We start from the raw sequence: 21921 nt of genomic DNA on the forward strand, positions 1-21921 counted from the left end.
GGCCGCACCCACGAGCGGGGCCCCCGGAAAGCGATCACTTTCCGGGGGCCCCGCTCGTTCCTCCGGACGAGGTCATATGCTGCATGGCATGACGATTGAGCCGGAGCGGCAGAACGGTGTGGGCACGCACGACGGGTTCCAGCGACTGTGGACCCCCCATCGGATGGCCTACATCCAGGGCGAGAACAAGCCGACCGGCCCGGAAGCCGGGGACGGCTGCCCCTTCTGCGGGATCCCGGAGATGTCCGACCAGGACGGCCTGATCGTGGCGCGGGGCAAGCACGTCTTCGCGGTGCTGAACCTCTACCCCTACAACGGCGGCCACCTGATGGTCGTCCCGTACCGGCACGTCGCCGACTACACGGAGCTCGACGGCCCCGAGACGGCGGAGCTGGCGGACCTGACCAAGCGGGCCATGGTCGCGCTGCGGAAGGCCTCGGGCGCGCACGGCTTCAACATCGGACTCAACCAGGGCAGCGCCGCCGGCGCCGGCATCGCCGCGCACCTACACCAGCACATCGTGCCCCGCTGGGGCGGCGACACGAACTTCATGCCGGTCGTCGGTCACACCAAGGTCCTGCCGCAACTGCTCGCGGACACCCGCCAGATGCTCGCCGACGCCTGGCCGAACGACTGACCGGCCCGGGCCCCGCGTCAGCCCGCGGGGCCCGGCCGCCTACGCGTCGTAGACGTCCGCCTTGCGCGGGGCGGGCTCCTGGATGAGGCCGTTCATGATCGAGGACCGGTTGGTGAAGGCCGCGGTGTCCACGCCGTTCTCCTCCAGCACCTTGAACGTGGCCGCGTGCACCGACCGCAGCACGGGGGCCACGGTGCGCAGCGCGTCGTCCGCCATGAAGCGGTGGCGCCACATGGACCCCGCCCAGACGTGCCGCAGCCCGAAGGGCTCGGGCAGGACCAGCTTGCCGCCGAAGTACTCCAGCAGCGGCGGGTACCAGGTCAGCGGGGCGCGCGCGGCGAGGCGCACCACCTCCATGGTGTCCACCAGCGGCAGCGGGCGCTCCACCGTCTCCCAGAAGCGGATGGACTTGGGGACCTCGATCACCGGCGCCTTGGACTTGGTGGTGAACAGGCCGTGCACCGGGCCGAGGGCGTGGGCGGTGACGTCCACGCGCAGGGTCTTGTAGAGGACCGTGACGGTGACCAGCATCGTGATGACGAGCTGGCCGTCCCAGAGCGGGTACTGGATGCCGAGGTAGTGCCGGTTGCCGGCGCTGAACTGCTGCTCGTTGCAGATCCGGGTGATCTCGTGCGGCTTGACCAGGAAGGTGTCGACGCTGTCGCCGCTGGGGCGGGCCACCTCGGCGGCGCCCTCGCCGACGGGGGTGACGATCCAGTGCTGGAGGGAGGCGGGCGGGAAGCCGCCGGTGTGCAGGGGGCCGCGCTCCAGCTTGCGCAGCTGCGCGTCGATCGCGCGTATGACGTCCCAGCTGCGGAACGGGTGGATCTCGTGCCCGTCCCTCTTGGGGTTCAGCTCCTCGGCCATCTGCCAGCTGCCCCAGCGGGTGCCCATGCCGAGGATGCCCTTGGGGCCGGCGTAGAAGACGGAGTTGCTGCGGTTCTCGGCGGTCAGCTTGGCCAGCTGGTGGCGCAGGTCCTCGCGGGCCTTCTCGTCGGGGTTGACGGGGACCGCCTCGGGGATCTTGGCGGCGACGGGGGCGCCGCCGCCGAGCAGGCCGTCCCAGCGGGAGCGCAGGTCGGCGGCGGTGTTCTCGCAGATCCGGCGGGCCAGGTACCAGCCGAGGACGGGGGCGACGAGCGCGCCGAGCAGGTACAGCTCCAGCAGGCCGCTGCCCGGCTGGCGGTAGACGACCCGGTAGAGCAGCACGGCGCCGACGAGGACGACGCCGACGAGCAGGGCGGTGCCGATCCAGGTGCTCTTCCTGCCCCCGCCCTTGGACAGGGTCTTGCGCAGCTGGAAGAGGCCGAGCCAGAGCAGCAGGCCGGGCAGGAACACCACTCCGGCGACCAGCATGATCAGGCGCAGCTTGCGGTCGCGTTCCTTGCGGATGCGGGAGGCGGCCAGGCAGTGCTCGACGACCGTCTGCGGGTCGGCGCCGAAGGACTGGATGAGCGGCTTGCGGCCGGCGCCGAGGGTGCGGGCCTCGACGGCGCGGCAGAACGCCTCGCCGAGGCTGGGTTCGAGGAGGGAGATCTTCGGGGCCTTGACCGAGGCCGGGTGGTTCTCGCTGTTCGCCGTGAGAATGGTCTCCAGCTTGGTGTCCCTGCCGCCGTCGCGGTACGCGGCGGAGGCGAGGGCGTTGGTCGCCGCGGTCTGGCCGCCGCCCCCCTGGAGAGGAATCTGTGCTCCGGGCCTGAAGTCGAAACCGTCGTCCGCCACCGCTGCCCCCATCGCCGTGCCACTGTGCTCTTTGCCCGTGGTGCCGTCGTGCTAGTCGTGCCGCCGTCGCCGGCGGCGTGTCGCGCCCGGTCGTTTCCCGCCCGTGTCGCGCTCCGTTGTGGTCCGTTGTGCTCTCCGTCGCGGCGAAGAGCCTATATGCGTACCCGTCCCCATGGTCATGGGACAGGGAAATACCGCCCACCGCAAGCCGGTTGGGTGGGCGGTAACCGGGGTGCTATGTCAACTGGCTTCCCTTCTCGGCCTGTTCGCGCATCTTGTCCGCGAGGTGCGGCGGCATGGGCTCGTGTCGGGCGTACGTGCGGCTGAAGCGGCCCGTGCCGTGGGAGACGGAGCGCAGGTCCACGGCGTAGCGGCCGATCTCGATCTCGGGGATCTCGGCGCGCACCCGGGACCGGCCGGGACCGGCCTGTTCGGTGCCGACGACGCGGCCGCGGCGGCCCGCGAGGTCGCTCATGACCGGCCCGACGTACTCGTCGGGGACCTCGACGTCGAGTTCGGCGACGGGCTCCAGTAGGTGGATCGGGGTGTCGGCGGCGGCCTCGCGCAGGGCGAGGGCGCCGGCCGTCTGGAAGGCGGCGTCGGAGGAGTCCACCGAGTGCGCCTTGCCGTCGCGCAGGGTGACGCGTACGTCGACCAGCGGATAGCCGGCCGCGATGCCCCGGGCGGCCTGGGCCCGTACGCCCTTCTCGACGGACGGGATGAACTGGCGCGGGACGGCGCCGCCGACGACCTTGTCGACGAACTCGATGCCGCTGCCGGGCGGGAGGGGTTCGACCTCGATCTCGCAGATGGCGTACTGGCCGTGGCCGCCGGACTGCTTGACGTGCCGTCCGCGTCCGGCGGCCTTGGCGCCGAAGGTCTCGCGGAGGCTGACCTTGTGGGGAACGGGGTCGACATGGACGCCGTAGCGGGTTTTGAGTCGCTCGAGGACGAGGTCCTGGTGGGCCTCGCCGAGGCACCACAGGACGAGCTGGTGGGTGTGCGGGTTCTGTTCCAGGCGCAGGGTGGGGTCCTCGGCGACGAGGCGGGCCAGGCCCTGGGAGAGCTTGTCCTCGTCGGCCTTGCTGTGGGCCTCGACGGCGAGGGGGAGCAGTGGCTCGGGCATCGGCCAGGGCTCCATGAGGAGCGGGGCGTCCTTGGCGGAGAGGGTGTCGCCGGTCTCGGCCCGGGTGAGCTTGGCCACGCAGGCGAGGTCGCCGGCGATGCAGGCGGTGAGGGTGCGCTGCTGTTTGCCGAAGGGGGAGGTGAGGGTGCCGATCCGTTCGTCGACGTCGTGGTCCTCGTGCCCCCGGTCCTCGAGGCCGTGTCCGGACACGTGGACGGTCTCCTCGGGCCGCAGGGTGCCGGAGAAGACGCGGACGAGGGAGACGCGCCCGACGTAGGGGTCGGAGGAGGTCTTGACGACCTCGGCGAGGAGCGGCCCGGCCGGGTCGCAGGTGACGGCGGGGCGGGGGGAGCCGTCGGGGGCGGTGATGGCGACGGGGGCGCGTTCGGCGGGGGTGGGGAAGCCGCCGGTGATCAGTTCGAGGAGTTCCACGGTGCCCAGGCCCTGGCGGGCGCCGTCGGCGGCGGGGGCGGCCATCAGGACGGGGTGGAAGGTGCCCCGGGCGACGGCCCGCTCCAGGTCGTCGATCAGCGTCTTGACGTCGATGTCCTCACCGCCGAGGTAGCGGTCCATGAGGGTCTCGTCCTCGCTCTCGGCGATGATCCCCTCGATGAGGCGGGAGCGGGCGTCGTCGATGAGGGCGAGCTCGGCCGGGTCCGGGTCGCGTTCGGCGCGCTCGCCGGAGGCGTAGTCGTACACGCGGCGGGAGAGCAGGCCCAGCAGGCCGTTGACGGGGGCGTGGCCGTCGGGTCCGGCCGGTCCGTGCAGCGGGAGGTAGAGCGGGATGACGGCGTCCGGGTCGTCGGCGCCGAAGATCTCTCCGCAGACGGCGGTCATCTGGGAGTAATCGGCGCGGGCTGCCTCCAAATGGGTGACGACGATGGCGCGCGGCATGCCGACCGCCTCGCATTCGTCCCAGACCATCCGGGTGGCTCCGTCGATCCCGTCGGAGGCGGAGACGACGAAGAGGGCCGCGTCCGCGGCGCGCAGACCGGCCCTGAGTTCCCCGACGAAGTCGGCGTATCCGGGGGTGTCCAGGATGTTGATCTTGATTCCGGCCCATTCGACGGGGACCAGGGACAGCTGGACGGAGCGCTGGCGGCGGTGCTCGATCTCGTCGTAGTCCGAGACCGTGCCCCCGTCCTCGACCCGTCCGGCCCGGTTCACGGCCCCCGCGGTGAGGGCCAGGGCTTCGACCAGCGTGGTCTTCCCGGCCCCGCTGTGGCCGACCAGCACGACGTTCCGTACGGAATCGGGGCGGTCGGCCGTCAGTGCCCTGCCGGCGGCTCCGGCTTGGTGTGATGTGGCTCCCATGCTTCTCGTGCCTCCTGGTGTCGCGGTGAGGAGGGTGATCGGGGTCCTTCGAGCTTTGCACTGCCGTCACACTGCGTCCATACGTGGTACCGGCCACGGTCGGCTGCGCGACGGGAGGGTGACGGGGGCCGTGGCGGGCGGGGAGCGGGACCGAACCGGAGCGAACCGGTGGGTGCGGGGCACTGCGGGCGCGGGGCCCTGGCTACGATGGGCCAGCCGGAGGCCGTGGTGGCCCCTCGGCCCAGCGACCCTCTGGGAAGGCCATGCTGAACAAGTACGCGCGTGCTTTCTTCACGCGTGTTCTCACGCCGTTCGCCGCGTTTCTCCTGCGCCGGGGGGTGAGCCCGGACGCCGTCACCCTCATCGGCACCGCCGGAGTGGTGGCCGGAGCGCTGGTCTTCTTCCCCCGGGGCGAGCTCTTCTGGGGAACGATCACCATCACCCTCTTCGTCTTCTCCGACCTGGTGGACGGCAACATGGCCCGCCAGGCCGGCAGCTCCAGCCGGTGGGGCGCGTTCCTCGACTCCACGCTCGACCGGGTGGCCGACGCGGCGATCTTCGGCGGCCTCGCGCTCTGGTACGCGGGCCTGGGCGACGACAACGTGCTCTGCGCGGTGGCGATCTTCTGCCTGGCCAGCGGGCAGGTGGTCTCGTACACGAAGGCCCGCGGCGAGGCGATCGGGCTGCCGGTCGCCGTCAACGGGCTCGTCGAGCGCGCCGAGCGCCTGGTGATCTCCCTGGTCGCGGCCGGCCTGTCCGGGCTGCAGACCTTCGGGGCGCCCTCGTGGCTCGGGGTGCTGCTGCCGGTCGCGCTCTGGGTCGTGGCGGCGGGCTCGCTGGTCACGCTGGTCCAGCGGGTGGTCACCGTCCGCCGTGAGGCGGCCGAGGCCGACGCGGCCGCCGCCCGCGCCGAAGGCGGTGCCCTCTGATGGGGAAGGCGCAGGACAAGCTGGTCGACGGGCTGTACGGGCTCGGCTGGGCGGGCGTGAAGAAGCTGCCCGAGCCGGCGGCGGTGGCCCTCGGCCGGAAGATCGCGGACGTGGCCTGGAAGCGGCGCGGCAAGAGCGTGCTGCGGCTGGAGTCCAACCTGGCCCGCGTGGTGCCCGACGCGACCCCCGAGCGGCTGCGCGAGCTGTCGCACGCGGGCATGCGTTCGTACATGCGCTACTGGATGGAGTCCTTCCGGCTGCCGGCCATGGACCCCGCGCGCTTCGGCGAGGACGTCCAGCTGAAGGACGACCACCTCCTGCGCGAGGCCCTCGCCTCCGGCCGCGGGGTCATCGCCGCCCTGCCGCACCTGGCCAACTGGGACCTCGCCGGCGCGTGGGTCACCGGCCACCTCGGCCTGCCCTTCACCACCGTCGCCGAGCGGCTCAAGCCCGAGTCCCTCTACGACCGCTTCGTCGCCTACCGCGAGAGCCTGGGCATGGAGGTCCTGCCGCACAACGGCGGCGCCTCCTTCGGCACCCTCGCCCGCCGGCTGCGCTCCGGCGGGCTGGTCTGCCTGGTCGCCGACCGGGACCTGTCGGCCTCCGGGGTCGAGGTGGACTTCTTCGGCTCCCGGGCCCGGATGCCCGCGGGTCCCGCACTGCTGGCGCAGCAGACCGGCGCGGTGCTGCTGCCGGCCACCCTGTACTACGGCGACACACCGAAGATGTACGGCCGCTTCCACCCCGCGGTGGAGGTGCCCGAGCAGGGCACGCGGGCCGAGAAGACCGCCGCCATGACCCAGGCGGTGGCGGACGCCTTCGCGTCGGGCATCGCGGAGCACCCGCAGGACTGGCACATGCTGCAACGGCTGTGGCTCGACGACCTGGAGGAGCGGCCGTAGTGAAGATCGGCATCGTGTGCCCGTACTCGTGGGACGTGCCCGGGGGCGTCCAGTTCCACATCCGCGACCTGGCCGAGCACCTGATCCGCCAGGGCCACGAGGTGTCGGTGCTGGCCCCGGCGGACGACGAGACCCCGCTGCCCCCGTACGTGGTCTCGGCGGGACGGGCGGTGCCGGTGCCCTACAACGGGTCCGTCGCCCGGCTGAACTTCGGCTTCCTCTCCGCCGCCCGGGTACGCCGCTGGCTGCACGAGGGCGTCTTCGACGTCATCCACATCCACGAGCCGGCCTCGCCCTCGCTGGGCCTGCTGTCCTGCTGGGCGGCCCAGGGGCCGATCGTGGCGACGTTCCACACCTCCAACCCCCGCTCGCGCGCGATGATCGCCGCGTACCCGATCCTCCAGCCGGCGCTGGAGAAGATCAGCGCCCGGATCGCGGTGAGCGAGTACGCCCGCCGCACCCTCGTCGAACACCTGGGCGGGGACGCGGTGGTCATCCCGAACGGCGTCGACGTCGACTTCTTCGCCAAGGCGGACCCCAACCCCGAATGGTCCGGGCAGACCCTGGGCTTCATCGGCCGCATCGACGAACCCCGCAAGGGCCTCCCGGTCCTGATGGCCGCCTTCCCCGCCATCGCCGAGGCCTGCCCCGACGTACGCCTGCTCGTGGCCGGCCGCGGCGACGAGGAGGAGGCGGTGGCCTCCCTCCCGCAGCACCTGCGCTCCCGGGTGGAGTTCCTCGGCATGGTCTCCGACGAGGACAAGGCCCGCCTGCTGCGCAGCGTGGACGTCTACGTGGCCCCCAACACGGGCGGCGAGAGCTTCGGCATCATCCTCGTCGAGGCCCTCTCGGCGGGCGCGGCCGTCCTGGCCTCGGACCTCGACGCCTTCGCCCAGGTACTGGACCAGGGCGCGGCGGGCGAACTGTTCGCCAACGAGGACGCGGCCTCCCTGGCCGCGGCGGCGACCGCCCTCCTGCGCGACCCGGCCCGCCGCGCGGAACTGAGCGCCCGCGGCTCGGCGCACGTGCGCCGCTTCGACTGGTCGACGGTCGGCGCGGACATCCTGGCGGTCTACGAAACGGTCACCGCGGGCGCGGCGGCCGTCGCCACCGACGAACGCGTCCCCCTCCGCACCCGCCTGGGCTTCACGCGGGACACGTAGGGGCCCGTAGCGGGTAGTGTCGCCGCCCGTGATCGAAAACCTTGTCTGGATCGCGGTGGCGCTCGCCGTCGTCGGGGTCTACCTCAGCTGGACCGCCGGGCGGCTGGACCGGTTGCACACGCGGATGGACGCCGCCCGGGCCGCACTCGACGCGCAGCTCGTGCGCCGGGCTTCGGTGGTGCTGGAGGTGGCCACCTCCGGGGCGCTCGACCCCGCGTCCTCGCTCGTGCTGTACGAGGCCGCGCACGCCGCGCGGCAGGCCGAGGAGGAGTACCGGGAGGTCGCCGAGAGCGAGCTCAGCCAGGCCTTGCGGGCGGTGTTCGCCGACGCGGACCAGGTGGAGGTGCTCAAGGCCGCCCCGGGCGGGGTGGAGGCGGCCGAGGAGCTGGCCGCGGCGGTGCGCCGGGTGCCCATGGCGCGCCGGTTCCTCAACGACGCCGTACGGGCCGCCCGCGCGCTGCGCCGCCACCGCAAGGTGCGATGGTTCAGACTGGCGGGACACGCGCCGTTCCCGTTGGCCTTCGAGATGGACGATGAGCCTCCGGTGGACCTCGCGGACCGCCCCGCCTGAGTTCATAGGGCCGCGGGGGACAAATGAAAGAGCCACCGGCTCCACATTGGCCCTTGTAGTGGACTGGTCGGTGGGGTTTTCTCAGCGAAGTACCACCCGTCTTCCCTTCGCGTTCGTTTCGAGTGAGGTCAACCCGTGAGCACGCTTCCCACCTCTTCCCAGTCCGCTGAGTCGGCGATCGGCACCTCCCGCGTCAAGCGCGGCATGGCCGAGCAGCTCAAGGGCGGCGTGATCATGGACGTGGTCAACGCCGAGCAGGCGAAGATCGCCGAGGACGCCGGCGCCGTGGCCGTCATGGCCCTGGAGCGGGTCCCCGCCGACATCCGCAAGGACGGCGGCGTGGCCCGCATGTCCGACCCGAACATGATCGAAGAGATCATCGAGGCCGTCTCCATCCCGGTCATGGCCAAGTCCCGCATCGGCCACTTCGTCGAGGCCCAGGTCCTCCAGTCCCTCGGCGTCGACTACATCGACGAGTCCGAGGTCCTGACCCCGGCCGACGAGATCAACCACTCCGACAAGTGGGCCTTCACCACCCCCTTCGTCTGTGGCGCCACCAACCTGGGCGAGGCCCTGCGCCGCATCGCCGAGGGCGCGGCCATGATCCGCTCCAAGGGCGAGGCCGGCACCGGCAACGTCGTCGAGGCCGTCCGCCACCTGCGCCAGATCAAGAACGAGATCGCCCAGCTGCGCGGCTACGACAACAACGAGCTGTACGCCGCCGCCAAGGAGCTGCGCGCCCCGTACGAGCTCGTCAAGGAGGTCGCCGAGCTCGGCAAGCTCCCGGTCGTGCTGTTCTCCGCCGGTGGTGTCGCCACCCCCGCCGACGCCGCCCTGATGCGTCAGCTCGGTGCCGAGGGCGTCTTCGTCGGCTCCGGCATCTTCAAGTCCGGCGACCCGGCCAAGCGCGCCGCCGCCATCGTGAAGGCCACCACCTTCTTCGACGACCCGAAGGTCATCGCGGACGCGTCCCGCAACCTGGGCGAGGCCATGGTCGGCATCAACTGCGACACCCTCCCCGAGGCCGAGCGCTACGCCAACCGCGGCTGGTAGTCACTGCCATGACCACACCCGTTATTGGTGTCCTGGCCCTCCAGGGCGACGTACGGGAGCACCTGATCGCCCTGGCCGCGGCTGACGCCGTGGCCAGGCCGGTCCGGCGTCCCGAGGAGCTCGCCGAGGTCGACGCGCTGGTGATCCCCGGCGGCGAGTCCACGACCATGTCGAAGCTCGCCGTGCTCTTCGGCATGCTGGAGCCGCTGCGCGAGCGCGTGCGCGCCGGCATGCCGGTCTACGGCACCTGCGCCGGCATGATCATGCTCGCCGACAAGCTGCTCGACGGCCGTGAGGACCAGGAGACGCTCGGCGGCATCGACATGATCGTGCGCCGCAACGCCTTCGGCCGCCAGAACGAGTCCTTCGAGGCGCGGATCGACTTCGCGGGCATAGAGGGCGGCCCGGTCGAGGGCGTCTTCATCCGCGCCCCCTGGGTCGAGTCGGTCGGCGCCGGCGCCGACGTGCTCGCCACGTACGACGGCCACACGGTCGCCGTGCGCCAGGGCAACGTCCTGGCGACCTCGTTCCACCCCGAACTCACCGGCGACGATCGCGTGCACGCGTACTTCGTCGACATGGTGCGCGCGGGGCTGTGACGCGCTCCCGGTAGGATCGGAGACGAACACTGTTGGTTACGCGAAGGAGACAGGCGGATGTCCGGCCACTCTAAATGGGCTACGACGAAGCACAAGAAGGCCGTGATCGATGCCAAGCGCGGCAAGCTCTTCGCGAAGCTGATCAAGAACATCGAGGTCGCGGCCCGTATGGGCGGTGCCGACATCGACGGCAACCCGACGCTCTTCGACGCCGTTCAGAAGGCCAAGAAGCAGTCGGTCCCGAACAAGAACATCGACTCCGCGGTCAAGCGCGGCGGCGGCCTCGAGGCCGGCGGCGCCGACTACGAGACGATCATGTACGAGGGCTACGGCCCCAACGGTGTCGCGGTGCTCATCGAGTGCCTCACCGACAACCGCAACCGTGCCGCCTCCGACGTCCGCGTCGCCATGACCCGCAACGGCGGCTCCATGGCCGACCCGGGCTCGGTCTCGTACCTGTTCAACCGCAAGGGCGTCATCCTGCTGCCCAAGGCCGGGCTCTCCGAGGACGACGTCCTGGACGCGGTCCTGGAAGCCGGCGCCGAAGAGGTCAACGACAACGGCGAGACCTGGGAGATCATCAGCGAGGCCACCGACCTGGTCGCGGTCCGCACCGCGCTCCAGGAAGCCGGCATCGACTACGACTCCGCCGACTCCAGCTTCGTCCCGACCATGCAGGTCGAGCTCGACGAAGAGGGCGCGCGCAAGATCTTCAAGCTGATCGACGCGCTCGAGGACAGCGACGACGTGCAGAACGTCTTCGCCAACTTCGACGTCTCGGACGAGGTCATGGAGAAGGTCGACGCCTGACCGGCGCCGCACCCTCCGCTCTTCCCGGCGGGCCGACAGGACACACCCTGTCGGCCCGCCGTCGCATTGTCGGTGCGGGCCGATAGCCTGCACGCACAGGTGTCGGAAGAGGGGGGCGGAGTGCGCGTACTGGGTGTGGACCCGGGGCTGACCAGGTGCGGTGTCGGCGTGGTCGAGGGAGTCGCCGGACGGCCCCTGACCATGATCGGCGTCGGGGTCGTGCGGACGCCCGCCGACGCCGAGCTGGGGCAACGGCTCGTCGCGATCGAGGCGGGCATCGAGGAATGGCTCGATGAGCACCGTCCCGAGTTCGTCGCCGTGGAGCGGGTTTTCAGCCAGCACAACGTGCGCACCGTGATGGGAACCGCCCAGGCCAGCGCCGTCGCCATGCTGTGCGCCGCGCGCCGCGGGATACCGGTCGCCCTGCACACCCCGAGCGAGGTCAAGGCCGCCGTCACCGGCAGCGGCCGCGCCGACAAGGCGCAGGTCGGTGCGATGGTGACCCGGCTGCTGCGGCTCGCCGAGCCGCCGAAGCCGGCCGACGCCGCCGACGCGCTCGCCCTCGCCATCTGCCACATCTGGCGGGCCCCCGCCCAGAACCGCCTCCAGCGGGCGGTGGTGCAACACGCCGCCTCAGCCTTGAAAGGCCGTACCCGATGATCGCCTTCGTCAGCGGCCAGGTCGCCGCGCTCGCCCCCACCCTGGCCGTGATCGAGGTCGGCGGGGTGGGCATGGCCGTCCAGTGCACGCCGAATACCATCGCGGGGCTCCGGGTGGGCGAGCAGGCGAGGCTGGCCACCTCCCTCGTCGTACGCGAGGACTCCCTCACCCTGTACGGCTTCGCCGACGACGACGAACGCCAGGTCTTCGAGCTCCTCCAGACCGCGAGCGGGGTCGGCCCCCGGGTGGCCCAGGCGATGCTCGGCGTGCACACCCCGGACGCGCTGCGGGTGGCGTTCGCCGCGGGCGACGCGAAGGCGCTGACGGCGGTGCCGGGGATCGGGCCGAAGGGGGCGCAGAAGCTGCTGCTGGAGCTGAAGGGGAAGCTGGGCGCGCCGGGTGGCGTGGTGGTCGGTGCCCAGCGCGCGCCCGCCGCGGCGGGGCCGGCGCCGTGGACGGAGCAGCTCACGGCCGCGCTGATCGGGCTGGGGTACGCGTCGCGGGACGCGGAGGAGGCGGTGTCGGCGGTGACGCCGCAGGCCGAGGCGGCCATTGCCTCCGGCGGGTCGGCGCCCGTACCGCAGCTGCTGCGGGCCGCGCTCCAGTCCCTGAACCGGGCCCGCTGACGGGCTCCCGCCGCGCCGTGCCGTGCCGTGCCGCTGCGCGGGGCCGGGGTCCGCTACCCGCCCTTCGCCCGTTCCCCGGGCTGCGCCCGGACCCCCTTCCGGGGGCTCCGTCCCCAGACCCCCGCGCCTCAAGCGCCGGCGGGGCTGGAATTTCGCTGCGCGAAATCCAGCCCGCGCGGCGCTTGAGCGCACCGGGGTCCGGGGACGGAGCCCCGGTTCTCCCAGCCCCGCCGGCGATTGAGGCGCGGGGTCAGGGGCGGAGCCCCTGGGAACGGGGGAAGGGCGGGTAGGGGACCGCCCCGCGCAGCGGTACACGCGCAGCCCCCGCACCCGGAACGGCACGGCCCCCGGCACGGGACCCCCCCCGACCACCACCGCGACGACGTAGAAGGCAGACTGAACACCGTGAACTGGGACGACGAGAGCGACGACCGGATCGTGGCGGCCGCCGCCGACGGGGAGGACACCGCCGTCGAGGCGGCGCTGCGTCCCAAGGACCTCGGCGAGTTCGTCGGCCAGGAGAAGGTCCGCCAGCAGCTGGACCTCGTGCTGAAGGCCGCCCGCCAGCGCGGCGCCACCGCCGACCACGTGCTGCTGTCCGGCGCGCCCGGCCTCGGCAAGACCACCCTCTCCATGATCATCGCCGCCGAGATGGGCGCGCCCATCCGGATCACCTCCGGCCCCGCCATCCAGCACGCCGGGGACCTCGCCGCGATCCTGTCCTCCCTCCAGGAGGGGGAGGTCCTCTTCCTCGACGAGATCCACCGCATGTCCCGGCCCGCCGAGGAGATGCTGTACATGGCCATGGAGGACTTCCGCGTCGACGTGATCGTCGGCAAGGGCCCCGGTGCCACCGCCATCCCGCTGGAGCTGCCGCCGTTCACCCTCGTCGGGGCGACGACCCGGGCGGGCCTGCTGCCCCCGCCCCTGCGGGACCGCTTCGGCTTCACCGGGCACATGGAGTTCTACGCCCCCGCCGAGCTGGAACGGGTCGTCCGCCGCTCCGCCGGCCTGCTCGACGTCGAGATCGACACCGCCGGGGCCGCCGAGATCGCCGGCCGCTCCCGCGGCACCCCGCGCATCGCCAACCGGCTCCTGCGCCGCGTGCGCGACTACGCCCAGGTGAAGGCCGACGGGGTGATCACCCGTGAGATCGCCGCCACCGCCCTCCAGGTGTACGAGGTGGACGCGCGCGGGCTCGACCGGCTCGACCGGGCCGTGCTGGAGGCGCTGCTCAAGCTGTTCGGCGGCGGGCCCGTCGGGCTGTCCACCCTCGCCGTCGCCGTGGGAGAGGAGCGCGAGACGGTCGAGGAGGTCGCCGAGCCCTTCCTCGTCAGGGAGGGGCTGCTCGCCCGTACCCCGCGCGGCCGGATCGCGACCCCCGCCGCATGGGCCCACCTGGGGCTCGTCCCGCCCCAGCAGGGCGGCGGCGGAACAAGCGGACAACAGGGCCTCTTCGGGGCCTGACGGCGCGGAGGTTCGACCGGTCAGGAACTGCGGTGCCATGCTGGGCGTTGTTCCATCGGTGCGGACTCGCCTAGACTCCGCCGATGCCGACCCTTCGGGTCGGCGTGCCCACCCCCGTAGAAATGGCCGCTCCCCGGCGCGGCCGTGCGAAGGATCCTCGTCCCGTGAACAACATCAGCTTCTTGCTCCCGTTCATCGTGCTCATCGGGGCGATGTTCCTGATGACCCGGTCCGCCAAGAAGAAGCAGGCCCAGGCCGCTTCGATGCGTGACCAGATGACGACCGGCACCGGCGTGCGCACCATCGGCGGCATGTACGCCACGGTCAAGGAGATCGGCGAGGACACCGTCACCCTGGAGGTGGCCCCCGGTGTCCACGCGGTCTACGCGAAGAACGCCATCGGCGCCGTGCTGGAGGACGCCGAGTACAACCGGATCGTCCACGGCTTCTCCGAGACCACGGAGGAGGACGCGCCGGTCGTCCCCGACGACGCCTCCTCGCTGACCGAGGGCGACGCCCCCAAGCTCGACCTGGGCAAGAAGGACGAGCCCAAGGGCGACGACGAGCCGAAGGACGGCAAGACCGACGGCGAGCCCGGCGCCAAGTAGCGGCCGGCAGGGACCGCGGTGGTGTCCGACCGGCATCCGCCGCGGTTCCCGCAGTGAACTTCTGCGGGGGGCAGGGGTCCCCACCACACATTTCGTGGCCGTCCGCGCGCTGACCCGGCGCGGGACGGTTGGACAGGGAGAAACGACAAGGTGGCAGCACCGAAGAAGGGCCGGCGGCCCACGGGGGCTCAGGGGAGGCCGGGGCGCGCCCTGGCCATCATCCTGATCGCGATGGTGGCGCTCACCGCGGGGATGTTCCTCACGAAGCAGACGACGCCCCGCCTGGGCATCGACCTCGCCGGCGGTACGAGCATCACGCTCAAGGCCAAGAGCGAGCCCGGCAAGCCGGACGCCGTCAACGAGACCAACATGAACACGGCGGTCGGCATCATCGAGCGCCGTGTCAACGGTCTCGGCGTCTCGGAGGCCGAGGTCCAGACGCAGGGCCGCGACCACATCATCGTGAACATCCCCAAGGGGACGAACGAGCAGCAGGCCCGCGATCAGGTCGGCACCACCGCCCAGCTGTACTTCCGCCCCGTGCTGGCCTTCGCCGACGGTGCCCCCGCCGCTCCCGAGCCGAAGCCGAGCACGTCCACGGGCGCGTCCCCGAGCCCCTCCGCGAGCGGCTCCGGTGCCCCGAAGCCCGAGGGCAGCTCCAAGCCCTCCGCGTCGGCCACCCCGTCGTCCAGCGCCACTTCCCAGGGCCGTGTGCTCAGCGAGGCCCTCAAGGCCCCGGGCACCCCCACTCCCTCGCCCTCGGCGAGCGAGTCGAAGAAGGCAGACGACAGCAAGGCCACGCCCTCCGCCTCGGCCCCGGCCCCCGCGCCGACCCCGTCGGCCGACCCGGCCCTCGCGAACCTGCAGACGAAGTTCGCCACGCTGGACTGCACCAAGGAGGACCAGCGCGCCGCCGCGGGCCAGGGCGTCAAGCCCGAGGACCCGATGGTCGCCTGCGGTCAGCGCGGCAACCAGTGGGGCAAGTGGATCCTCGGTCCGGCCCAGGTCGCCGGTACGGACGTGAAGGACGCCAAGGGCGTCATCGACCAGCAGCGCGGTCAGTGGATCGTCACCATGCAGTTCACCGACAAGGGCGCCGACAAGTTCGCCAAGATCACCGGTGAGCTCGCCACCAAGCAGTCCCCGCAGAACCAGTTCGCGATCGTGCTCGACGGCGAGGTCATCTCCGACCCGTCCGTCAGCCAGGCGCTGACCGGCGGCAACGCCGAGATCTCCGGCGGCTTCACCCAGCAGTCCGCGCAGGACCTGGGCAACATGCTCTCGTACGGCGCGCTGCCGCTGTCCTTCCAGGAGGACAGCGTCACCACCGTCACCGCCGCGCTCGGCGGCGAGCAGCTGAAGGCCGGCCTCATCGCCGGCGCCATCGGCCTCGCGCTCGTCGTGATCTACCTGCTGGTCTACTACCGCGGCCTGGCCTTCATCGCCATCGTCAGCCTCCTGGTGTCCGCGATCCTCACGTACACGATCATGGCCCTGCTGGGCAAGGGCATCGGATTCGCCCTGAACCTGCCGGCCGTCTGCGGCGCGATCGTCGCGATCGGCATCACCGCCGACTCGTTCATCGTGTACTTCGAGCGCATCCGCGACGAGATCCGCGAGGGCCGCACCCTGCGTCCGGCCGTCGAGCGCGCCTGGCCGCGTGCCCGCCGCACCATCCTGGTCTCCGACTTCGTGTCGTTCCTGGCGGCCGCGGTGCTCTTCGTCGTCACCGTCGGCAAGGTGCGGGGCTTCGCCTTCACGCTGGGTCTGACGACCCTGCTCGACGTGGCCGTGGTGTTCCTCTTCACCAAGCCGGTCATGACCCTGCTGGCCCGTACGAAGTTCTTCTCCAGCGGACACCCGTGGTCCGGCCTGGACCCGAAGCGGCTGGGCGCCAAGCCGCCGCTGCGCCGGTCCCGCCGCGGCGCGCCCGTTCCCGCCCCCGTCGACGCAAAGGAGGCGTGAGAGATGTCGAAGCTGGGAGATCTCGGCGCCAAGCTGTACCGCGGTGAGGTCGGCTACGACTTCGTCGGCAAGCGCTTTCTCTGGTACGGCGTTTCCATCCTGATCACCATCACGGCGATCGTGGCCCTGGCCGTCCAGGGCCTCAACATGGGCATCGAGTTCAAGGGCGGCGCCGTCTTCACCACCCCGAAGACGACCGTCTCCGTCGCCCACGCGACCGAGAGCGCGGAGAAGGCCTCGGGTCACGACGCCATCGTCCAGCAGCTCGGCAACGGCGGACTGAGGATCCAGATCTCCGGTCTGGACACCGACGACGCCGCGTCCGTGAAGAAGCAGCTCGGCACCGACCTCAAGGTCGACGCGGCCCAGATCAACGCCGACCTGGTCGGCCCGAGCTGGGGCGAGGAGATCGCCAACAAGGCCTGGACCGGCCTCGGCGTCTTCATGGTCCTCGTGGTGATCTACCTCGCCATCGCCTTCGAGTGGCGGATGGCCGTCGCCGCGCTGATCGCGCTGATCCACGACCTCACCATCACCGTCGGCGTGTACGCGCTGGTCGGCTTCGAGGTCACCCCGGGCACCGTGATCGGTCTGCTCACCATCCTCGGCTACTCCCTCTACGACACCGTCGTCGTCTTCGACGGTCTGAAGGAGGGCTCGAAGGACATCACCAAGCAGACCCGCTACACGTTCAGCGAGATCGCCAACCGCAGCATCAACGGCACGCTGGTCCGCTCGATCAACACCACCGTCGTCGCGCTGCTCCCGGTCGCGGGCCTGCTCTTCATCGGCGGCGGTTTCCTCGGCGCGGGCATGCTCAACGACATCTCGCTGTCGCTGTTCGTCGGCCTCGCGGCCGGTGCGTACTCCTCGATCTTCATCGCGACCCCGCTGGTCGTGGACCTGAAGGAGCGCGAGCCGGCGATGAAGGCGCTGACCAAGCGGGTCCTCGCCAAGCGCGCATCCGCGGCCGCCAAGGGCGAGGACGCCGAGGGCGCCGACGGGGACGACACCCCGCAGGTCGTGGCCCAGGGCGGCCAGGGGAGGCGGCGCCGGTGACCGCGCCCTCCTCCACGCCCGAACTCCGCGAGCTGCTGCTCGGCCGGATCAAGGACGTCCCGGACTACCCGAAGCCGGGCGTGGTGTTCAAGGACATCACCCCGCTGCTCGCCGACCCGAAGGCCTTCGCGGCGCTGACGGAGGCGCTGGTGGAGCTGGCCGTACGGTACGGCGCCACCAAGATCGTCGGCCTGGAGGCGCGCGGGTTCATCCTCGCCGCCCCGGTCGCCGTCCAGGCGGGCATCGGCTTCATCCCGGTGCGCAAGGCCGGCAAGCTGCCCGGCGCCACGCTCGCGCAGTCGTACGAGCTGGAGTACGGCACCGCCGAGATCGAGGTCCACGCGGAGGACCTGGCGGCCGGTGACAAGGTCATGGTCATCGACGACGTCCTCGCGACCGGCGGTACCGCCGAGGCTTCGCTGGAGCTGATCCGGCGGGCCGGTGCCGAGGTCGCCGGGGTGGCCGTCCTGATGGAGCTGTCGTTCCTCCCGGGCCGGGAGAAGCTGGCTCCGGCCCTGGGCGACGTACCCCTGGACGCGCTGCTCGTGGTCTGACGTCCGCTCCGCCGATGCGGCGGGTGCCCGGGATGTTCCGGGTGCCCGCCGTTTTCGTGTGCGGCGCCGCTGCCGGGGGCTCTGCCCCCGGACCCCCGCGCCTCGAACGCCGGCGGGGCTGGACTTGCGTGGGGCCGGATGCCGGGCGGCGGGGTCGCAATGCAGGCGGGCCGGAGTGGGCCTGGGGCCGTGTCCCAGTGGGCGGCCGAGGAGAACGGGGCGGCGGAACCCTCGCTACCATGGGTTATCCGGACCTGACCGGGGCCCCGGATCCCAGAGGAGCGCTCTTGCCAGACGAGGTCCAGCCACTCTCCGCCGCACAGCCCGACCCGAAGGCCGACCCGGCCGCGGCGGCCGCAGCCACGCCCCCGCCGGCCCCGCCGGTCAAGCCCGTTCCGGCCAGGCCGGGCGGGTCCTCCAACCGGGTGCGCGCCCGGCTGGCGCGCCTCGGTGTGCAGCGTTCCAACCCGTACAACCCGGTACTGGAACCCCTGCTCCGCATAGTCCGCAGCAACGACCCGAAGATCGAGACGGCGACGCTGCGCCAGATCGAGCAGGCCTACCAGGTCGCCGAACGCTGGCACCGCGGTCAGAAACGCAAGAGCGGCGACCCGTACATCACCCACCCGCTCGCGGTGACCACCATCCTCGCCGAGCTCGGCATGGACCCGGCCACCCTGATGGCCGGCCTGCTGCACGACACCGTCGAGGACACCGAGTACGGCCTGGAGCAGCTGCGCCGCGACTTCGGCGACGCCGTGGCCCTCCTCGTCGACGGCGTCACCAAGCTCGACCGGGTCAAGTTCGGCGAGGCCGCCCAGGCCGAGACCGTCCGCAAGATGGTCGTCGCCATGGCGAAGGACCCGCGCGTCCTGGTCATCAAGCTCGCCGACCGCCTGCACAACATGCGCACCATGCGCTACCTCAAGCGGGAGAAGCAGGAGAAGAAGGCCCGCGAGACCCTCGAGATCTACGCGCCCCTGGCCCACCGCCTCGGCATGAACACGATCAAGTGGGAACTGGAGGACCTCGCCTTCGCGATCCTCTACCCCAAGATGTACGACGAGATCGTGCGCCTCGTCGCCGAGCGGGCGCCCAAGCGCGACGAGTACCTCGCCCTCGTCACGGACGAGGTGATGGTCGACCTGCGGGCGGCCCGGATCAAGGCCACCGTCACGGGCAGACCCAAGCACTACTACAGCGTCTACCAGAAGATGATCGTCCGCGGCCGTGACTTCGCGGAGATCTACGACCTGGTGGGCATCCGAGTCCTCGTGGACACCGTCCGGGACTGCTACGCGGCCCTCGGCACCGTGCACGCGCGCTGGAACCCGGTCCCCGGCCGGTTCAAGGACTACATCGCGATGCCCAAGTTCAACATGTACCAGTCGCTCCACACGACGGTCATCGGGCCCAACGGCAAGCCGGTCGAACTCCAGATCCGCACCTTCGACATGCACCGCCGCGCCGAGTACGGCATCGCCGCGCACTGGAAGTACAAGCAGCAGACCGTCGCCGGCGCCTCCAAGGTCCGCACGGACGTCCCGCAGGCCGCCAAGGGCAGTGCCGGCCAGGACACCGTCAACGACATGGCCTGGCTGCGCCAGCTGCTCGACTGGCAGAAGGAGACGGAGGACCCGGGCGAGTTCCTCGACTCGCTGCGCTTCGACCTCTCCCGCAACGAGGTCTTCGTCTTCACCCCCAAGGGCGACGTCATCGCGCTGCCCGCCGGCGCGACCTCCGTGGACTTCGCGTACGCGGTCCACACCGAGGTCGGCCACCGCACCATAGGGGCACGGGTCAACGGGCGGCTCGTGCCGCTCGAATCGACCCTGGACAACGGCGACCTCGTCGAGGTGTTCACCTCGAAGGCCGAGGGCGCGGGCCCGTCCCGCGACTGGCTCGGCTTCGTCAAGTCCCCGCGGGCCCGCAACAAGATCCGCGCCTGGTTCTCCAAGGAGCGCCGCGACGAGGCCATCGAGCACGGCAAGGACGCCATCGCCCGGGCCATGCGCAAGCAGAACCTGCCCATCCAGCGCATCCTGACGGGCGACTCCCTCGTCACCCTGGCGCACGAGATGCGCTACCCGGACATCTCCTCCCTCTACGCGGCGATCGGCGAGGGCCACGTGGCCGCGCAGGGCGTCGTGCAGAAGCTGGTGCAGGCCCTCGGCGGCGAGGAGGCCGCCAACGAGGACATCGAGGAGAGCGTCCCGCCGTCGCGCGCCCGCACCAAGCGGCGCGGCAACGCCGACCCCGGCGTGGTCGTCAAGGGCGTCGAGGACGTGTGGGTGAAGCTGGCCCGCTGCTGCACCCCGGTGCCGGGCGACCCGATCATCGGCTTCGTCACCCGCGGCAGTGGCGTATCGGTTCACCGGGCCGACTGCGTCAACGTCGACTCCCTCTCCCAGCAGCCCGAGCGGATGCTGGAGGTGGAGTGGGCGCCGACCCAGTCCTCCGTCTTCCTGGTGGCCATCCAGGTCGAGGCGCTGGACCGGTCCCGGCTGCTGTCGGACGTCACCCGGGTCCTGTCGGACCAGCACGTGAACATCCTCTCGGCGGCCGTGCAGACCTCCCGCGACCGGGTGGCGACCTCGCGGTTCACCTTCGAGATGGGCGACCCCAAGCACCTGGGGCACGTCCTGAAGGCCGTACGCGGTGTCGAGGGCGTCTACGACGTGTACCGCGTCACCTCGGCCCGCAGGCCGTAGCGGAACGGGAAACGGGAACGGCGAGCGGAACCCGAAGCGGAAGCCGGAAGCCGCAAGCGCGAGTGGGCGCCACCCCCGAGGGGGTGGCGCCCACTGCCGTCACGGGCGGCCGGCGGATCAGGGGTTGGCCCACCAGACGAAGTTGAGGTTGCCGCCGAAGAGCGCGGACACCACCGTGGCCGCCCCGACGACCCACATCACCGTGCTCCGCCGGGCCCTGGCCAGGGCCAGCGCGAAGGGGAACAGCAACGGGAAGGCGGGCATGATGAAGCGCATCTTCGAGTAGTAGAAGCCCGCGCCGCCCAGCGCCACCAGCATGATCATGGCCGTGAAGACCCACACGACCGCCGGGGGCCGGCGCTTGCGCGTGATCATGACGAACAGCACCACGGCCGCGACCACCGTCAGCGACACCACGACGTGGTTGAGGGTGAGGTGCGTGTCCGTGAAGGTCTTCTTCAGCGACCGCAGCGTGTCGATGCCGCCGTCGTACTTCGAACCCCAGCGGTCCTGGAGCTCGAAGTAGCCGTCCCAGCGGCCGAAGTGCAGGCCCACGAAGCCCACGTAGCCGAACCAGCCCAGCGGCGCGATCAGCGAGGCCGCCAGGATCCGCCCCACGGGCGGACGCTGCACGCGCCGCCTACGGCGCCACTGCACGATCTCCCAGACGCCCGCCAGCACCACGGCCGCGACGATCGCCGACCCCGAGGGACGCGTGGCACCGGCGAGGAAGGCCAGCACACCGGCCGTCAGCCAGGACTTCGTCAGCACCGCGTACATCGCCCACGCCGACAGGGCGAGGAACACCGGCTCGGTGTACGCCATCGACTGGACCAGCGCCGCCGGAACGATCGCGAACAGGGCACAGGTGAAGAGGGCGACCCGGCGCCCGTAGATCTTGTCGGTGACGGCGAAGACGCCCCACGCGGCGATCACCGACGCGAGCAGCGCCACCCCGATCGCCGCCCAGTTCACGGGCAGGTGCGTGACGTTCACCGTCCACCGCACCACCAGGGGGTAGACGGGGAAGAACGCCATCTGGCACCCCGGCCCCACCGGGCCGCAGGAGGCGGGCATCTCCGTCGTCAGGCCGTGCTCGGCCATGTGGAGGTAGAAGTCGGAGTCCCAGCGCCCGCCCAGGACCTCCAGCGGCCCCACGCCCTCGCGGCGGGCCCAGACGGCCATCACGGCCAGCCCGACGGCCCGCAGCCCGATGTGGATCAGCAGCGCCTTCCGGGCCCGCCGCAGACTGGCGAGTACGCGCCGCCCGACCCCCGGGCGTCCCGGTGTCCTCTTGTCGGCGGCGTGCCGCGCGACGGGACGGGTCTCTGGGACATCCGCGCGTATGTGGGTATGCGTCACTTTCGATCCTGGTCCTCGCCCGGCTGGGGGTCCGCCGAGGCGGCACCGTACAACGGTACACATGATCGAGGTGCGACAGACCC

General features: G+C 71.5%; 19 protein-coding genes. 16 read left to right on the forward strand and 3 right to left on the reverse strand.

The features are described from left to right. The first annotated feature begins 76 nt into the window (after positions 1–76). Entirely contained in the window at positions 77–637 is a 561-nt protein-coding gene (locus ABD973_RS26560; protein ID WP_125603369.1) for an HIT family protein, read from the forward strand. Between the two features lie 39 nt (positions 638–676). Here the strand turns inward: ABD973_RS26560 and ABD973_RS26565 are convergent, their stop codons facing one another. Then, positions 677–2359: a hypothetical protein gene (locus ABD973_RS26565; protein WP_345502484.1), complete on the reverse strand. Its 1683-nt coding sequence runs from the start codon at positions 2357–2359 to the stop codon at positions 677–679. A 235-nt stretch (positions 2360–2594) separates the two neighbouring features. Next, a complete protein-coding gene (locus tag ABD973_RS26570; RefSeq protein ID WP_345502486.1) occupies positions 2595–4799 on the reverse strand; it encodes an elongation factor G-like protein EF-G2 in 2205 nt (734 codons plus the stop codon). Between the two features lie 263 nt (positions 4800–5062). Here ABD973_RS26570 and pgsA point away from each other — a divergent pair, with 263 nt between their 5' ends. The 15 genes from pgsA to ABD973_RS26645 all read left to right on the forward strand — a co-directional run bounded on the left by pgsA (position 5063) and on the right by ABD973_RS26645 (position 20476). Beyond that, on the forward strand, positions 5063–5728 hold the full coding sequence (pgsA, locus tag ABD973_RS26575; protein ID WP_125594174.1) for a phosphatidylinositol phosphate synthase: 666 nt from the start codon (positions 5063–5065) through the stop codon (positions 5726–5728). Further along, complete coding sequence (locus ABD973_RS26580; RefSeq protein WP_125820537.1) at positions 5728–6630, forward strand: phosphatidylinositol mannoside acyltransferase; 903 nt, start codon at positions 5728–5730, stop codon at positions 6628–6630. Before pgsA ends, ABD973_RS26580 begins: the two co-directional genes overlap by 1 nt. After that, on the forward strand, positions 6630–7793 hold the full coding sequence (locus ABD973_RS26585; RefSeq protein ID WP_125820536.1) for a glycosyltransferase family 4 protein: 1164 nt from the start codon (positions 6630–6632) through the stop codon (positions 7791–7793). Before ABD973_RS26580 ends, ABD973_RS26585 begins: the two co-directional genes overlap by 1 nt. 28 nt (positions 7794–7821) lie before the next feature. Continuing rightward, positions 7822–8364: a LemA family protein gene (locus ABD973_RS26590; RefSeq protein WP_042800642.1), complete on the forward strand. Its 543-nt coding sequence runs from the start codon at positions 7822–7824 to the stop codon at positions 8362–8364. A gap of 135 nt (positions 8365–8499) precedes the next feature. Beyond that, a complete protein-coding gene (gene pdxS, locus ABD973_RS26595; protein WP_007263067.1) occupies positions 8500–9417 on the forward strand; it encodes a pyridoxal 5'-phosphate synthase lyase subunit PdxS in 918 nt (305 codons plus the stop codon). 8 nt (positions 9418–9425) lie between these two features. Beyond that, positions 9426–10016: a pyridoxal 5'-phosphate synthase glutaminase subunit PdxT gene (gene pdxT / locus ABD973_RS26600; RefSeq protein WP_345502490.1), complete on the forward strand. Its 591-nt coding sequence runs from the start codon at positions 9426–9428 to the stop codon at positions 10014–10016. A gap of 57 nt (positions 10017–10073) precedes the next feature. Continuing rightward, entirely contained in the window at positions 10074–10826 is a 753-nt protein-coding gene (locus ABD973_RS26605; RefSeq protein WP_125594181.1) for a YebC/PmpR family DNA-binding transcriptional regulator, read from the forward strand. Between the two features lie 120 nt (positions 10827–10946). Next, positions 10947–11486 (forward strand): crossover junction endodeoxyribonuclease RuvC, encoded by a 540-nt coding sequence (ruvC, locus tag ABD973_RS26610; protein WP_125594182.1) that lies wholly within the window; start codon positions 10947–10949, stop codon positions 11484–11486. Then, the gene (ruvA, locus tag ABD973_RS26615) at positions 11483–12112 is read left to right on the forward strand and encodes a Holliday junction branch migration protein RuvA (RefSeq protein ID WP_345502495.1); all 630 of its coding nucleotides are present in this window, start codon (positions 11483–11485) and stop codon (positions 12110–12112) included. The genes ruvC and ruvA overlap by 4 nt, the downstream gene beginning before the upstream one ends. Positions 12113–12517: 405 nt before the next feature. Beyond that, positions 12518–13579: a Holliday junction branch migration DNA helicase RuvB gene (ruvB, locus tag ABD973_RS26620; protein WP_185899134.1), complete on the forward strand. Its 1062-nt coding sequence runs from the start codon at positions 12518–12520 to the stop codon at positions 13577–13579. Between the two features lie 164 nt (positions 13580–13743). After that, positions 13744–14187: a preprotein translocase subunit YajC gene (gene yajC, locus ABD973_RS26625; protein WP_260618494.1), complete on the forward strand. Its 444-nt coding sequence runs from the start codon at positions 13744–13746 to the stop codon at positions 14185–14187. 150 nt (positions 14188–14337) lie between these two features. Further along, entirely contained in the window at positions 14338–16152 is a 1815-nt protein-coding gene (gene secD, locus ABD973_RS26630; RefSeq protein WP_125820534.1) for a protein translocase subunit SecD, read from the forward strand. A 3-nt stretch (positions 16153–16155) separates the two neighbouring features. After that, on the forward strand, positions 16156–17211 hold the full coding sequence (gene secF, locus ABD973_RS26635) for a protein translocase subunit SecF (protein ID WP_345502497.1): 1056 nt from the start codon (positions 16156–16158) through the stop codon (positions 17209–17211). Further along, entirely contained in the window at positions 17208–17765 is a 558-nt protein-coding gene (locus ABD973_RS26640; protein ID WP_125820532.1) for an adenine phosphoribosyltransferase, read from the forward strand. The genes secF and ABD973_RS26640 overlap by 4 nt, the downstream gene beginning before the upstream one ends. Positions 17766–18052: 287 nt before the next feature. Then, positions 18053–20476, forward strand: coding sequence for a RelA/SpoT family protein (locus ABD973_RS26645; protein WP_125820531.1), 2424 nt, complete (start codon positions 18053–18055; stop codon positions 20474–20476). A gap of 117 nt (positions 20477–20593) precedes the next feature. Here the strand turns inward: ABD973_RS26645 and ABD973_RS26650 are convergent, their stop codons facing one another. Next, positions 20594–21838 carry a glycosyltransferase family 39 protein gene (locus ABD973_RS26650; RefSeq protein ID WP_241253172.1) on the reverse strand — a complete coding sequence of 415 codons (1245 nt, stop codon included), beginning with the start codon at positions 21836–21838 and terminating at the stop codon, positions 20594–20596. Between the last annotated feature and the right edge of the window lie 83 nt (positions 21839–21921).

This window comes from Streptomyces racemochromogenes (genome assembly GCF_039535215.1).
Classification (GTDB): Bacteria; Actinomycetota; Actinomycetes; order Streptomycetales; family Streptomycetaceae; genus Streptomyces; species Streptomyces racemochromogenes.

Bases quoted from the DNA above. Each gene is read 5' to 3' on its own strand.
- pdxT (WP_345502490.1), top strand. From the start codon at position 9,426: ATGACCACACCCGTTATTGGTGTCCTGGCCCTCCAGGGCGACGTACGG.
- ABD973_RS26560 (WP_125603369.1), top strand. From the start codon at position 77: ATGCTGCATGGCATGACGATTGAGCCGGAGCGGCAGAACGGTGTGGGC.
- ABD973_RS26605 (WP_125594181.1), top strand. From the start codon at position 10,074: ATGTCCGGCCACTCTAAATGGGCTACGACGAAGCACAAGAAGGCCGTG.
- ABD973_RS26570 (WP_345502486.1), bottom strand. From the start codon at position 4,799: ATGGGAGCCACATCACACCAAGCCGGAGCCGCCGGCAGGGCACTGACG.
- secF (WP_345502497.1), top strand. From the start codon at position 16,156: ATGTCGAAGCTGGGAGATCTCGGCGCCAAGCTGTACCGCGGTGAGGTC.
- ABD973_RS26580 (WP_125820537.1), top strand. From the start codon at position 5,728: ATGGGGAAGGCGCAGGACAAGCTGGTCGACGGGCTGTACGGGCTCGGC.
- ruvA (WP_345502495.1), top strand. From the start codon at position 11,483: ATGATCGCCTTCGTCAGCGGCCAGGTCGCCGCGCTCGCCCCCACCCTG.
- pgsA (WP_125594174.1), top strand. From the start codon at position 5,063: ATGCTGAACAAGTACGCGCGTGCTTTCTTCACGCGTGTTCTCACGCCG.